Annotated in this window: 14 protein-coding genes and 1 pseudogene; 7 read left to right on the top strand and 8 right to left on the bottom strand. The window is 68.3% G+C overall.

Annotation, left to right across the window (positions count from 1 at the left end):
- Positions 1-78: 78 nt before the first annotated feature.
- Entirely contained in the window at positions 79-750 is a 672-nt protein-coding gene (locus NI18_RS11930; protein ID WP_037530049.1) for a TPM domain-containing protein, read from the top strand.
- Entirely contained in the window at positions 744-1,250 is a 507-nt protein-coding gene (locus NI18_RS11925) for an NUDIX hydrolase (RefSeq protein WP_037530055.1), read from the top strand. Before NI18_RS11930 ends, NI18_RS11925 begins: the two co-directional genes overlap by 7 nt.
- 57 nt (positions 1,251-1,307) lie before the next feature.
- Here the strand turns inward: NI18_RS11925 and NI18_RS11920 are convergent, their stop codons facing one another.
- Positions 1,308-1,589 (bottom strand): ETC complex I subunit, encoded by a 282-nt coding sequence (locus NI18_RS11920; protein ID WP_031440756.1) that lies wholly within the window; start codon positions 1,587-1,589, stop codon positions 1,308-1,310.
- A gap of 9 nt (positions 1,590-1,598) precedes the next feature.
- Positions 1,599-4,028, bottom strand: a complete 2,430-nt coding sequence (gene hrpB, locus NI18_RS11915) for an ATP-dependent helicase HrpB (RefSeq protein ID WP_306286389.1) — start codon at positions 4,026-4,028, stop codon at positions 1,599-1,601.
- 165 nt (positions 4,029-4,193) lie between these two features.
- Here hrpB and NI18_RS11910 point away from each other — a divergent pair, with 165 nt between their 5' ends.
- The 3 genes from NI18_RS11910 to NI18_RS11900 all read left to right on the top strand — a co-directional run bounded on the left by NI18_RS11910 (position 4,194) and on the right by NI18_RS11900 (position 8,619).
- Positions 4,194-6,713: a transglycosylase domain-containing protein gene (locus NI18_RS11910; RefSeq protein WP_031440010.1), complete on the top strand. Its 2,520-nt coding sequence runs from the start codon at positions 4,194-4,196 to the stop codon at positions 6,711-6,713.
- 57 nt (positions 6,714-6,770) lie between these two features.
- A protein-coding gene (gene prfB, locus NI18_RS11905) for a peptide chain release factor 2 (protein WP_128082200.1) occupies positions 6,771-7,897 on the top strand; the annotation gives its coding sequence in 2 pieces (ribosomal slippage) (positions 6,771-6,885 and positions 6,885-7,897; 1,128 coding nt in all).
- A gap of 2 nt (positions 7,898-7,899) precedes the next feature.
- Positions 7,900-8,619, top strand: a complete 720-nt coding sequence (locus NI18_RS11900) for a methyltransferase domain-containing protein (protein ID WP_052149167.1) — start codon at positions 7,900-7,902, stop codon at positions 8,617-8,619.
- A 34-nt stretch (positions 8,620-8,653) separates the two neighbouring features.
- On the opposite strand, the gene NI18_RS11895 is transcribed toward NI18_RS11900, so the two are convergent.
- Positions 8,654-9,046 carry a JAB domain-containing protein gene (locus NI18_RS11895; protein ID WP_198527007.1) on the bottom strand — a complete coding sequence of 131 codons (393 nt, stop codon included), beginning with the start codon at positions 9,044-9,046 and terminating at the stop codon, positions 8,654-8,656.
- A gap of 85 nt (positions 9,047-9,131) precedes the next feature.
- Between NI18_RS11895 and NI18_RS11890 the strand changes: the two genes are divergently transcribed.
- Both NI18_RS11890 and NI18_RS11885 read left to right on the top strand, forming a co-directional pair.
- A complete protein-coding gene (locus NI18_RS11890) occupies positions 9,132-9,926 on the top strand; it encodes a thymidylate synthase (RefSeq protein ID WP_037530047.1) in 795 nt (264 codons plus the stop codon).
- Between the two features lie 87 nt (positions 9,927-10,013).
- The gene (locus tag NI18_RS11885; protein ID WP_031395906.1) at positions 10,014-10,532 is read left to right on the top strand and encodes a hemerythrin domain-containing protein; all 519 of its coding nucleotides are present in this window, start codon (positions 10,014-10,016) and stop codon (positions 10,530-10,532) included.
- 139 nt (positions 10,533-10,671) lie between these two features.
- Here the strand turns inward: NI18_RS11885 and miaB are convergent, their stop codons facing one another.
- From miaB to NI18_RS28020, 5 genes and pseudogenes are all read right to left on the bottom strand, one after another.
- Complete coding sequence (gene miaB / locus NI18_RS11880; RefSeq protein ID WP_084215174.1) at positions 10,672-11,991, bottom strand: tRNA (N6-isopentenyl adenosine(37)-C2)-methylthiotransferase MiaB; 1,320 nt, start codon at positions 11,989-11,991, stop codon at positions 10,672-10,674.
- Positions 11,992-12,344: 353 nt separating this feature from the next.
- Positions 12,345-12,752, bottom strand: coding sequence for a lysophospholipid acyltransferase family protein (locus NI18_RS27020; RefSeq protein ID WP_306286388.1), 408 nt, complete (start codon positions 12,750-12,752; stop codon positions 12,345-12,347).
- Positions 12,753-12,945: 193 nt separating this feature from the next.
- On the bottom strand, positions 12,946-13,368 hold the full coding sequence (locus NI18_RS11870) for a Fur family transcriptional regulator (protein ID WP_031394622.1): 423 nt from the start codon (positions 13,366-13,368) through the stop codon (positions 12,946-12,948).
- A 75-nt stretch (positions 13,369-13,443) separates the two neighbouring features.
- Positions 13,444-13,581, bottom strand: a complete 138-nt coding sequence (locus tag NI18_RS28025) for a hypothetical protein (RefSeq protein WP_347574850.1) — start codon at positions 13,579-13,581, stop codon at positions 13,444-13,446.
- Between the two features lie 86 nt (positions 13,582-13,667).
- Positions 13,668-13,850 (bottom strand): annotated as a pseudogene (locus NI18_RS28020) (ribosomal-protein-alanine acetyltransferase); the annotation flags it as partial.
- Between the last annotated feature and the right edge of the window lie 137 nt (positions 13,851-13,987).

Raw genomic sequence — 13,987 nt, 5'->3', positions numbered from 1 at the left:
GTGGCTGGATGGGCGGCGGTTTTGGCGGCGGCGGCGGCGGCTCTGCCGGCGGCGGCGGCGCATCGGGGAGTTGGTGACATGCGATTGAGCGAAGCCGATCACGGCCGCGTCACCGCCGCCGTTACGCAGGCCGAAACCACGACGACGGGCGAGATCGTCACGATCGTCGCGCGCCAGTCCGACGCCTATCACGACGTCTCGCTGCAATGGTCCGTGCTTGCCATGCTGCTGAGCCTTGCGGTGCTCGCGCTGCACCCGCTGGCGGCCGACCAGATCTATGCGCGGCTCGTCGACCCGTGGGCGCAGTCGGCACCACAGGGCGCGTTGTTCGCGATCGCGCTCGTCCTGATGACGCTGGTGTTCCTGGGCATGCGCCTGCTGCTCACCATCCCCGCGCTACGGCTCGCGCTGACGCCAGGCGCAACGAAATCGCGCAGGGTGCGCCGGCGTGCAGTGATGCTGTTCCGGGCGGGCGCGGAAAAGCGCACGCGCGGCGCGACCGGCGTGTTGCTGTACCTGTCGCTTGCCGAACACCGCGCGGAGATCGTCGCGGACTCGGGCATCCATTCGCGCGTGCCGAACGAGATCTGGGGCGCGGCGATGGCGGCCGTGCTCACCGCGGTGCGCGACGACCGGCCGGCAGACGGCATGGCCGATGCCGTCGCGCAGATCGGCACGGTACTCGCCGAGCATTTCCCGCGAACCGGTGCGGCGATCAACGAACTTCCCGACAGGCTGATCGAATTATGAGCACGACCGTATGGGCGGGCAAGTTCCTGACCGTGCAGACTGAAGGCACCTGGGAATATGCGGAACGTCGCGGGCAGATCGCCGCGGCCGTGATCGTCGCGATCGACGCCGGCAACGTCATCCTGGTCGAACAGTTTCGCGTACCGCTGGGCCGCGCCTGCCTCGAACTGCCCGCCGGGTTGGTGGGTGACGAGACCGCGGGCGAGAGCGTCGCGGTCGCCGCCGGGCGCGAGCTCGAGGAGGAAACCGGCTACCGCGCGGCTGCGATCGAGGATCTGGGGCTGTTCTATTCGTCGCCGGGGATGACGTCCGAATGCTTCACGCTGGTCCGTGCGACCGGGCTGACCAGGGTCGGCGACGGCGGCGGCGATGGTGACGAGAACATCACCGTCCACCGCGTACCACTCACCGACATTCCCGCCTTTGTCGCGGCGAAGCGCGAGGCGGGCGTCGCGATCGACGCGAAGATGCTGCTGATCCTCGCGGGATCGATCCTCTAGCGACGCGCGCGCTGAGCCGTTTTCAACCCCGTCGCCGGAACGGCGTCGGGTAGTCGCTTATTTGAAGTTGTCCGCGTAGCTCTGCAGCTTCAGCGTCTTCTGCGGCGCCGGCACGACCGTGTAGCCGAACCCCTCACGCTCGCAATGCGCGATCGCGGCCTCGGCGGTCGGGAAGAACAGGCGGAGCTGGTCTCGCGTGTCGCCGCTGCCGGCCCAGCCGGTCAGCGGGTCGGGGCGCTTGGGCTCCGAGGGTTCGAATTCGAGCTGCCAGCTGTCGGTCCGGTGCTTGCCGGACTGCATGGCGTTCTTGGGGCGCTGGAAGATACGGGCGGTTGGCATGGGCTCCCCTTATCGCGAAGTTGCGCCCCTTGCATCCGCCTTTTTCGTGCGCAGCGTCGCCGATGCCGCGGCGGGATCGTCGGGCCAGGGATGCTTGGGGTAGCGACCGCGCATTTCCTTGGCGACCGCGACCCAGCTTCCCGCCCAGAAACCGGGCAGATCGCGCGTCGTCTGGATCGGGCGTCCCGCCGGTGACGTGAGGCTCAGCACCAGCGGGACACGTGCTTCGCCGATGGTCGGATGCACGCCGAGCCCGAACAGCGCCTGGACGCGCAGTTCGACGCGCGGCCCTCCCTCGGCGGCATAGTCAATCGCGTGCGTGGTGCCCGCCGGACTCGTGAAATCGGGCGGCGCGAGGCGGTTGATCATCTGCATTGCATCCCAGCCGAGGAGGTTGCGCAACGCCTCGACGAGTGCCCCCGGGGCGATCGCATCGAGTCGGCGCTTTCCGACGAGCAGAGGCGCGAGCCATTCGTCCAGGCGGTCGAGCAACGCCGCATCGTCGAGCGGCACCCCCGCATAAGCGGCGCGGTCGCGCAACGCCTGCCCGCCGTCGCTCCACGGCAGCAGCGAAAGACCGTGCTCGCAAGCCGCCTCCAGCAGCGCGGCGAGGATCGCGTCGGAATCGGCGCCGCTGTCGGGTCCGCTCGACAGCCGGATCGCGCCGAGCCGGCGTTCGCGGAGCGCCTGGATGCCGCCGGTCGCTGGGTCGAAGCTGACCGTGCGGCGCGATTCGATCCGATCGGCGAACAGCGCCTCGACCGTCGGCTGATCGATCACCGCCGCGGACAGGATCCGCGCGCCCGCCGCGGACCCTTGCGTATCGGCGACCGCAAGCCATTCCGCACGCGCCAGCGGCGACGTCGGATCGAGCCGGAACCCGCGTCCGCCGACCGATGCCCAGGTTTCGCCGGACGGATCACGCCGCCGGGCGACGCGGTCGGGATAGCCAAGCGCGATGCACGTGGCGACGCCCCCGTCTGCCGGCGAGAGAGACCCGCGCGACGGTGCGAGGCGGGCCCACCGCTCGGCCATCCCGCGCGCGGCCTGCGCCTTCGCGCCGCGTTCGGTCTTCCAGCGGCGCAAGCGGGTTTCGACATCTACGTCCTGCCCACCGATGCCACGCTCGCCGAGCAGCACCGCGACCTGCGCGGCGACCTCGGCCAGCCCCCGCTCTCCGGCGCGCAACAGCATATGGGAAAGCCGCGGCGGCATCGGCAGCTTTGCGATCGCACGGCCATGCGCCGTCGGACGACCGTCCTCGTCGATCGCCTCGAGCGTCGCCAGCCGGCGCAGCGCCTCGTCGATCGCCGCAGCGGGCGGCGCATCGATCCAGCGCAGGTCACGGGGGTCGGCGACACCCCACAAGGCACAGGCGAGCACCAGCGCGGACAGATCAGCCTCGAGGATTTCGGGCGGATCGTATCGCGGCAGTCCCGCGGTCGCGGGCTCTTCCCACAACCGGTAGGCGGTGCCTGGGCCCAGACGCGCGGCACGCCCGGCGCGCTGCGTGACCGCGGCCTGGCTCGCGCGTTCGGTGACGAGGCGGGTCATGCCCGCCGCGCGATCGTAACGCGGACGCCGCGCGAGACCGGAATCGACGACGATCCGGATCCCGTCGAGCGTCAGGCTGGTCTCGGCGATGCTGGTCGCCAGCACGACCTTGCGACGGCCATCGGGTTCGGGAAGGATCGCCGCGCGCTGCGCCGCCGGATCGAGGCTGCCATGAAGTTCGTGCACGACGATGTCGTCGGGCAGGTTCGCGAGCCGGTCCGCGGTCCGTTCGATCTCCGCGACGCCCGGCAGGAAGGCGAGCACGCCGCCCTGCTCCTCTACGAGTGCACGGCGGATCGCCGCCGCCATGCCATCCTCGATCCGCGCCTCCCCCGGGCGACCGATATGCCGCAGCGTCAGCGGATAGCTCCGCCCCTCGCTCTCGATCACCGGCGCGTCGTCCATCACCGCCGCGAACCGCGCGCCGTCGAGCGTGGCCGACATCGCGACGAGCCGCAGGTCGGGACGGAAGCCCGCCTGCACGTCGAGGGCGAGTGCGAGCCCGAAATCGCCATCGAGACTGCGTTCATGCACCTCGTCGAACAGCACCGCGGACACCCCCGCCAGTTCCGGGTCGGACTGGATCCGCGCGACGAAGATGCCCTCGGTGACGACCGTGACGCGCGTCGCCGCGGATCGCTTGCTGTCCATCCGCGTCGCATAGCCATAGGTCCGCCCGACCGGCTCGCCCGCCGTCGCCGCCATGCGTTCCGCCGCGGCGCGCGCGGCGAGGCGCCGGGGTGAGAGCAGCAGGATCTCGCCGGTGCACCAGGCTTGCTCGAGCAGCGCAGCGCGACCGCGGTCGTCTTGCCCGCGCCCGGCGGCGCGACGAGCACGGCGGAGGACCGCGTACGCAGCGCGGTAAGCAGTTCGGGCAGGACGCAAGGATCGGTAGCGGCGGCGGAGTCATCGCCGCCTGCTGCCACAGATCGGTCGTGGCGCAACCGCTTTTCCGGGGGTCGCGCACCACCGCGACCGTCGTGCCCAGCCCCCACCCCGCCGAACGCGGCTGGCAAGGACGCGCGAACCTGCTAGACGCGGGGCACGAATATGGCGTCCGATCCTTCCCCAAACTCTTCGACGGCGACCCGCCGGACCACCGACAGACTGCGCGGCAGTATCGCGCGCGTCTGGGCGAGCCGCTGGACCAAGGCGGCGCTCGCGCTGTTCGGCCTCGGGCTGATCGCGCTGTTCGGCTTCTGGCTGATCGTCGTCCGCGACCTTCCCTCGGTCGATACGCTGCGCACCTACGAACCGCCCTTGCCGACCAATGTGCGCGGGATCGATGGGGCACCGATCCACAGCTATGCGCGCGAACGTCGCGTCGAGCTCAGCTTCGCCGAATATCCGCCGATGCTGATCAATGCGTTCCTGGCCGCGGAGGACAAGTCGTTCTTCGAGCATCACGGCGTCGACTTTCCGGGGCTCGCCGGCGCGGTCTTCGACTATGTCTCGAAGATCGGCAGCGGCCGACGCGCCCGCGGCGGATCGACGATCACGCAGCAGGTCGCCAAGAACCTTCTGATCGGCAACGAATATTCGCCGACGCGCAAGCTGCGCGAAGCGGTGCTGGCGTATAAGATCGAGGATACGCTGACCAAGCCGCAGATTCTCGAACTCTATCTGAACCAGATCGCGCTTGGCCGGAACGCGTTCGGCGTCGAAGCCGCCAGCCACGCCTATTTCGACAAGGACCTCGACCAGCTCGATCTCGCACAGATCGCCTATCTCGCGATCCTGCCCAAGGGTCCGTCGAATTACGATCCGGTGCGCTATCACGACCGCGCAATGACGCGGCGCAACTATGTGCTCGACCGGATGCTCGAGAACGGGTTCATCACCCGCGCGCAATTCGACGCGGCGAACGCCGAACCGCTGGGCGTCGTGCTGCGACGCACGCCCCGGTTTGAAAGCGTCGGCGGCTATTTCGTCGAGGAAGTCCGCCGCCAGCTGATGGCCAAGTTCGGCGAAAGCGCGAAGGACGGCCCTTACAGCGTCTACTCGGGCGGCCTCTGGGTGCGGACCTCGTTCGACACGCGGTTGCAGGATCTGGCGCAGCAGGCCTTGCGTGATGGTCTGGTCCGCTTCGACAGCGGGCGCGGCTGGAACGGGCCGATCCGCCATGTCGAGATCGAGGACGACAACTGGCTCCAGCCGTTGCTCAACAGCAACATCGCACTCGATTACCGCAACTGGGTGGCGGCGATCGTGACCGGCAAGGACGGCAATAGCTGGAGCCTCGGCTTCCGCACCGGCAAGACCGGCACGCTGCCACGATATGCCGCGCAGATGGCGGTGCGCGGCAAGGGCGGCAATGCGTTCGGGGCGATCAAGACCGGCGACATCATCGCGGTCGCGCCCGAAGGCGGCGAGTTCGCGCTCCGGGCGATCCCCAAGGTCTCAGGTGCGTTCGTCGTCGAGGAGCCTGCCAGCGGCCGCGTGCTTGCGATGCAGGGCGGCTTCGACGACCGGCTCCAGGCGTTCAACCGCGCCACCCAGGCGATGCGCCAGCCTGGATCGACGATCAAGCCGATCGTCTATTCCGCCGCGCTCGACAACGGGATGACGCCCGCCTCGATCATCGTCGACGGGCCGTTCTGTGTCTATCAGGGTGCGCGGCTGGGACAGAAATGCTTCCGCAACTTCGGCAATTCGCGCGGCGCCGGGCCGCACACGATGCGTTGGGGCATCGAACAGTCGCGCAACCTGATGACGGTCCGCGCCGCCGCGCAGACCGGCATGCCCAAGGTCGTGGCCACCATCAAGAAGATGGGCGTCGGCGATTACGCGCCCTATCTCTCCTTCGCGCTGGGTGCCGGCGAGACGACCGTGGGGCGGATGGTCAACGCCTATTCGATCCTCGCGAACAACGGCAAGGGCGGGCCGCCGTCGCTTATCGACTTCGTCCAGGATCGGCACGGCAAGGTAATCTGGCCCGAGAACTGGCGGGCCTGCGACCGGTGCAACGCCCCCGATTGGGACGGCAAGCCGATGCCGCGTCCGGTCGCGCGCCAGCGCCAGGTGCTCGACGCGATGACCGCCTATCAGATGGTCCACATCACCGAAGGCGTGGTGCAGCGCGGTACCGCGGTGACGCTGCGTGATCTCGATCGGCCAATGTTCGGCAAGACGGGCACGAACAATGGCCCGACCGACGTCTGGTTCATCGGCGGAACCCCGCAATATGTCGGCGGGCTGTATATCGGCTTCGATACGCCGCGGAACCTTGGCAGCGCGGCGCAGGGCGGCACGCTGGCGGCGCCGATCTTCAAGCAATTCGCGGTCAAGGCCTATGCCGATCTGCCCAAGCTGCCATTCCGCGCACCCGCGGGCATCCGGATGGTCCGGATCGACCGGGGGAGTGGCCGCCCGGTCTATGGGACATGGCCGAACACCGACGATCCCAAGCCGGGCGTCATCTGGGAAGCGTTCAAGCCCGAAAGCGAGCCGCGGCGTGCCGCGCGCCGTGCGGGCCCCGCTCCCACCACCACCACCGCGCCGACCGCCGCCCCTAAGGCAGAGGCTCCGCGCGACAGCGATTTCTTGCAAAGACAGGGCGGAATCTACTAGCCGTCCCCATATTCCGGGGTTGGCTGTTCATGCCGACCCCAACACTGGAGAATACCCATGCGCGCCGAAGCGCAGGCTCACGTTGACACCATCAAGGACGCGCTGGCGCTGTTGCGCCGTTTTCTCGACTGGGACCGCGCACTGCGTCGTCTCGACGAGCTGAACGCGCGCGCGAGGATCAGGCGCTCTGGTCGGACCCCAAGGCTGCGCAGGAGGTGATGCGCGAGCGTCGTCGTCTCGACGAGGCGATCAGTGCGACGCGCGCGATCGAAAGCGAGCTCAGCGACACGTCCGAGCTGATCGAAATGGCCGAGGCCGAGGGCGACACCGCGATGGAAGCGGACGGCGTCGCCGCGCTCGCCGAACTCGCCGCCCGCGCGGACAAGGACAAGATCAAGGCGCTGCTTGCGGGCGAGGCCGATGCCAACGACACCTATATCGAGGTCAATGCCGGCGCCGGCGGGACCGAGAGCCAGGACTGGGCGGGCATGCTCAGCCGGATGTATTCGCGCTGGGGCGAACGCCACGGGCTGAAGGTCGAGCTGGTCGACCAGCATTCGGGCGAGCAGGCGGGGATCAAGTCCGCGACGCTGCTGCTGAAGGGCGAGAACGCCTATGGCTATGCCAAGACCGAGAGCGGCGTTCACCGGCTCGTCCGGATCAGCCCGTATGATTCCGCGGCGCGTCGTCACACGTCGTTCGCCAGCGTCTGGGTCTATCCGGTCGTCGATGACAATATCGAGGTCGAGTATAACGAGAGCGACCTGCGCATCGATACGTATCGCGCATCGGGCGCAGGCGGCCAGCACATCAACACGACCGACTCGGCCGTGCGCATCACGCACGTCCCGACTGGCATCGTCGTCCAGTGCCAGAACCAGCGATCGCAGCACAAGAACAAGGCCGAGGCCTATAACCAGCTTCGCGCGCGGCTCTATGAACGCGAGCTCGCGATCCGCGAGCAGGCGGCCAATGCCGAGAATGCGTCGAAGACCGATATCGGCTGGGGCCACCAGATCCGGTCCTATGTGCTGCAGCCGTACCAGATGGTGAAGGACCTGCGGACCGGCGTGGTCTCGACCAGTCCGTCGGACGTGCTCGACGGCGATCTCGAGGCGTTCATGGCCGCCGCGCTGTCGCAGCGTGTGACCGGCGAAGCGGTCGAGGTGGAGGACGTCGATTGAAGATGACGCGCGTCCTGGCCCTGCTGCTGTCTCCGTTCTGGCTGCTGGCGGCATGCGATGGCAGCAAACCGCTGATCCAGCATGAACCCAAGGATGCGGACTCCTTCCCCGCCGCCGACCGGCCGGTCGCGTCGATAGTCTCCGCGCGCTGGTCGAACGAGGAGGCGCGCGACCGGCTGAACGAAGCGGGCGAGGTCATGACCAAGGCGGATATCCGCAAGGGCATGACCGTCGCCGATATCGGCGCAGGCGAGGGCTATTACACGATCCGCGCCGCCGCGCGGGTCGGCAAGGACGGTCGCGTTCTCGCAGAGGACATCGTCGCGAGCGTGCGCGACCAGCTGGCGGAGCGCGTCGCGCGCGAAGATCGCGCCAATGTCAGCGTGCGGCTCGGTGAAGCCAATGATCCGAAGCTGCCCCCGGCGAGTTTCGACCGCGTGCTGATGGTGCACATGTACCATGAGATCGAGCAGCCCTATGAATTCCTGTGGCGGCTTCGCCCTTCCCTGAAACCCGACGGACTCGTCGTCGTCGTCGATGCCGATCGCGAGACGCGCAACCACGGCACGCCGCCCGCACTGCTCAAATGCGAGTTCGCGGCGGTCGGCTATACGCAGGTCGACAGGGACGAGATGCCGTCGGCGGGCGGCTATATGGCCATGTTCCGTGCGACCGGCCCGCGCCCCGCGCCCGAGGCGATCCGCGCCTGCCGGACGAAATAGCGCCACCGGGTGGAGCAAGTGTTGCTCCGGACCGTCAGACCACCCCCATCGCGCGCAGGCTCGCCACCCGGTCGCCAGCGATCACCACGTGATCGAGCAGCACGACCTCCACGGTCCGCAACCCGGCCGCCAGCGCACGGGTAAACGCCACGTCGCGGGTACTCGGGGTCACGTCCCCGCTCGGATGATTGTGCGCGATCACCACCCCCTGCGCCGCGAACGCCAGCGCATCGGCAGCGATACTGCGTACCGCGATCCGCACCTGATCGCGCCCGCCCGCCACATGCCGCATGCCTAAAAGCCTCCGATTCGGATCAAGATAGGCGACCGCTACCGCCTCGGTCGTTGCATGCCCGAGTCTTGCGAAAAGCGCGGATGCCGCTGCAAGGTCGGCAATGATCGGAGCGGAGGCGGGCGACGCGGGCACCACCTCGACTGCCGTATTGCTGCCCCTGTCGCATCCACAACTGCATCCGCTTGAGCGATCCGTCCCGCACCGCTAGGCCGTCGCGATGCGCCAATATCTAGACCTCATGGACCGCGTGCTCTCGACCGGAGTCGAGACGATGGACCGCACCGGCACGGGCACGCTCAGCGTCTTCGGCGCGCAGATGCGCTTCGATCTCGCGCAGGGCTTCCCCGTGCTGACGACGAAGAAGCTTCACCTTCGCTCGATCATCGTCGAACTCCTGTGGTTCCTGCGCGGCGACACCAACGTCCGCTGGCTGCAGGATCGCAAAGTCGCGATCTGGGACGAATGGGCGGATGAGAGCGGCGATCTCGGCCCCGTCTATGGCAAGCAATGGCGCGACTGGGTGGCCGGCGACGGTCGCCATATCGACCAGATCGCCGAGCTGGTCGACCAGATCAAGACCAACCCTGCCTCGCGCCGCCAGATCGTCTGCGCGTGGAACCCGGGCGATCTGCACGCGATGGCGCTGGCCCCCTGCCACTGCCTGTTCCAGACGCATGTCGCGAACGGCAAGCTCTCGCTCCAGCTCTACCAGCGCTCCGGCGACATCTTCCTCGGCGTGCCGTTCAACATCGCCAGCTACGCACTGCTGACGCACATGCTCGCGCAGCAATGCGGACTCGAGGTCGGCGAGTTCATCTGGACCGGCGGCGACTGCCACCTCTATTCGACTCATCTCGAGCAGGCGCGACTGCAACTCGGCCGCACCCCCGGCCCGCTCCCGCGGCTTGAGATCGTACGCACGCCGGACTCGATCGACGCATATGAGTATGAGGATTTCGTACTCCACGATTACGTCGCGCAGCCGCACATCAAGGCGCCCGTCGCGGTCTGAACCCGCCGCCCGAACAGAGAGCGAATCGCAATAGGAACCCGTGACGGCGCGCGCGGTTGACCGTCCGAACCCATTCGGAAGGCCATCATGGACATCACCCAGCTCATCCTCGACGAACATGCCCAGCAGCGCGCGCTGTTCGCACAGATCGACAGCATCGACGCCAAGGACACCGAGGCGCTGTCGGCACTGTGGACCCGCCTCAAGAACCTGCTCGACGCGCATGCCGAGGCGGAAGAGCGCTTCTTCTACCCGCGGTTGATGAAGATCGGCACCGGCGGCAACGACGCCGACTCGGCCGCCGAGGAGACCGAGGACGCGATCGAGGATCACAACGACATCCGCGAAACCGGCGAAGCGGTCGACAAGCACCCGGTCGGCTCGGACGCGTGGTTCGAGGCGGTCGGCGAATGCAACAAGGCGAACAGCGATCACCTCGCCGAGGAAGAGCGCCAGGGCCTGACCGACTTCCGCAAGCATGCGACGCTGGAAGAGCGGCACGAGCTGGGCGTCCGGTTCGCGGCGTTCGAGGCGAACCACCTGAACGGCGTGAAGGTCGTCGAGAAGGATCCCGAGGCGTACGTCAAGGAACACGCTCCGAACTGATCCACCCGCTTCTTACCACCCCGGCGAAGGCCGGGGTCAAGGTGGAAAGGTGGTCGTAACGGAGCGCCGTCTTTCACCACCGACGTCCCCCAACTGGGCCCCGGCCTTCGCCGGGGTGGTGGTAAAAGGTGGGGCGGTTTCAGGCGGCCTGCGCGATGCGTTCCACGCCGGTCAGCGAATTGGGGCCGGCCGCCACGAGCGTTACCTCGACCAGGTCGCCGATCGCATGGTCGCCGATCAGGTGGACCGACTGCAGCCAGGGGGACTTGCCGATCAGCTGGCCGGGGAGCTTGCCGGGGCGCTCGAGCAGCACGGTGCAGGTCCGGCCGACGGTGGCGGCGTTGAACGCGTGCTGGTCGCGGTTTAGCGCGGCCTGGAGGCGCTGGAGACGCTCGTCCATCACCGTCTCGGGCACTTGTTCGGTAATCGCGGCGGCGGGGGTGCCGGGGCGCGGGCTGTATTTGAAACTGTAGGCCTGCGCATAGCCGACCGCGTCGACGAGGCTCAGCGTGTCCTCGAACTCGGCATCGGTCTCGCCGGGGAAGCCGACGATGAAGTCGCCCGACAGCGCGATGTCGGGGCGCACCGCGCGGACCCGGTCGAGCAGGCGGAGATAGGAATCGCGGGTGTGGCTGCGGTTCATCGCCTTCAGCACGCGGTCGCTGCCCGCCTGGACGGGAAGGTGGAGGAACGGCATCAGGCTCTCGACGTCGCGGTGCGCGTCGATCAGGCCCTGTGTCATGTCGTTGGGGTGGCTGGTCGTGTAGCGGATCCGCGCGAGGCCGGGGATGCGGTCGAGGTCGCGGATCAGGTCGTGGAGGCCGCGCTCGTTCTCGGACCAGGCGTTGACGTTCTGGCCGAGCAGCGTGATCTCGCGCGCACCGGCGTCAACCAGCGCCTTCGCCTCGTCGACGATCGCCGCGAACGGCCGGCTGATCTCGGCGCCGCGGGTGTAGGGGACGACGCAATAGGTGCAGAACTTGTCGCAGCCTTCCTGCACGGTCAGGAAGGCCGAGGGCGCGACCTTGCGGCGCGTCGGGAGCGCGCCGAACTTCGACAGCAGCGGCATGTCGGTGTCGAGCGACGGCGTGCCCGCCGCGGCTTTTGCGACGAGGTCGGGGAGGTTGTGATAGGCCTGCGGGCCGACGACGACGTCGACCTTGGCGCGGGTGAAGATCTCCTGCCCCTCGGCCTGCGCGACGCAGCCGGCGACCGCGATCATCGGCGTCTTGCCGTTCTTGCGCAGCTGGTCCTTGCGCAGCCGGCCGATGTCCGAATAGACTTTTTCGGTCGCGCGCTCGCGGATGTGGCAGGTGTTGAGCACGACGATGTCGGCATCGACCGCATCGGCCTGGGTCAGCCCGTCGGCGGCCATCAGTTCGGCCATGCGCTCGCCGTCATAGACGTTCATCTGGCAGCCGAACGACTTGACGTGATAGGTCTTGGGTTTCGAGGTCATGCGCGCGCCGTACCAAATTTGTGTGCGTGGGGGGAGGGGCGTCTTCGGGGGCCGGTATCCGAGGGTGCCACGACATCAACTATGTGCACCTCCCCGGCGGAGGCCGGGGTCCAGTTGGGGGGCGTTGCTGACTTAGGGCAACGCCTCGTTACTCCGGCCTTGCCAACTGGGCCCCGGCCTTCGCCGGGGTGGTGTTGGGGGCGGGGTGAGGGCAACGCGCTCCCCCTTACAGAATAGTCAGAGGGCTTCGATACGGCGGCGGGCTTCGGTGGCGATGGCCTTGCGGTTGCCGAAATCGGCGGGGGCGAACGGCTCAGCGAAGTGCAAGGTCGCGACGAAGCTGCCGCGGCGTTTCAGGACGCGGGCGGCGTGGTGCTGGCCGGGTTCGTCGCGACCCAGGCGAGCTCGTGCGTGGCGGGGCCATAGTCGATGCGGACCGGCTGGACGCGGACGCCCGGCGGGGGCGGGTCGAGCGCGGCGAGCAGCGCGGCCTTGAAGGGGAGGAGCGTGACGCCGTCGCCGGTCGTGCCCTCAGGGAACAGCGCAACGGGCCAGTCGCGCGCGAGCGTGTCGCGGAGCTGCGCGATCTGCGCGGTCACCGCCATGCGATCGGCGCGGCTGACGAAGATGGTGGCGTTCAGCGTGCAGAGCCAGCCGACCAGCGGCGCCCGGCGAAGCTCGGCCTTGGCGATGAAGGCGGTGCCGGTCGCGCCCGACAGCAGCAGGATGTCGATCCAGCTGAGATGATTGGCGACGAACACGACGTCATGCAGCAGCGGCGTGCCGACGATCCGTCGCCGTGCGCCGACGATCCGGCCGACCAGCCCGAGAAAGCGCGGCGGCCAGGGCGATCGCCGGCCGAACAGCCGCCACAGCCCGTGGACCGGCAGCGCGAGCAGCAGCGCGATCAGCAGCGCCGCGAGCCGCGCGACGAGACGCAGGCGCCCGATCGGATCAGTCCTTGCGGGTCAGCGCGACGCCGTAGAGTTCCATGCGGTGGTCGACGAGCCGGAAGCCGAGCTTCTCGGCGATCGCCTTCTGCAGCTGTTCGAGCTCGGGATCGACGAATTCGATCACCTTGCCGCTCTCGACGTCGATCAGATGGTCGTGATGCGCCTCGGGTGCGGGTTCGTAGCGCGCGCGCCCGTCGCCGAAATCATGGCGGTCGAGGATGCCCGCCTCCTCGAACAGCCGCACGGTGCGATAGACGGTCGCGATCGAGATGCCGGGGTCGATCGCCGAGGCGCGCTCATAGACCTTTTCGACATCGGGATGATCATCCGCTTCCGACAGGACGCGCGCGATGACGCGGCGCTGCTCGGTAATGCGCAGGCCCTTCTCGTTGCAGAGGGCTTCCAGATCGATCTTGCGCGGCATGTGTCATTCCCTTGGTAAACCTCCATGTAGGCGGTTAACGCTGTTGCGAAAAGGGATAGTGACTCGCAATAAGCCTCAGTGGCCGAGCGCGCGCGAATAGGTGTGCGCGTCATGCGCCACCCCCGACCGGCCGCGATAATAGGCGCGGCGTTCGCCGACCTTGGCGAAACCGTGCGCGGTGTAGAGTTCGACCGCCTCATTGCCCGCGCGCACCTCGAGATGCAGCGTGGCGACGTGGCGGCGATGCAGTCGGCGATCACCGCGCCGACCAGCGCGGTGCCGATGCCGCGGCGGCGCGCATCGGTCGCGACCGCGATCAGCAGCAGCTCCGCCTCGTCGAGCACCGTCCGCGTCATCGCGAAGCCCGCGGGCCGATCATCGACAAAGGCGAGGACGAGCTGGATGCCGGGCAGCGCGAGCACGCCGAGGCACTGGGTCCGCGTCCACGCCTCGCCATACGCTGGGTCGAACGCGTCGCCCATCAGCGCGTCGACGATGGCGAGGTCCCGCGCGTCGCCCGCGCGCAGCACGACCGCGGATGCCGCGTCTTCGTCGGAGGGCGGGGGCACGGCGCGGGTCGCCATCAGCGCGGCACCGCCGGATGGACCGCGGCGGGCTT

It is taken from the genome of Sphingomonas sp. Ant20, assembly GCF_000783375.1.
Taxonomy (GTDB): Bacteria; Pseudomonadota; Alphaproteobacteria; order Sphingomonadales; family Sphingomonadaceae; genus Sphingomonas; species Sphingomonas aerolata.
Note: the sequence above shows the minus strand (reverse complement) of the source record. Positions and strands in the feature narration are given on the sequence as shown.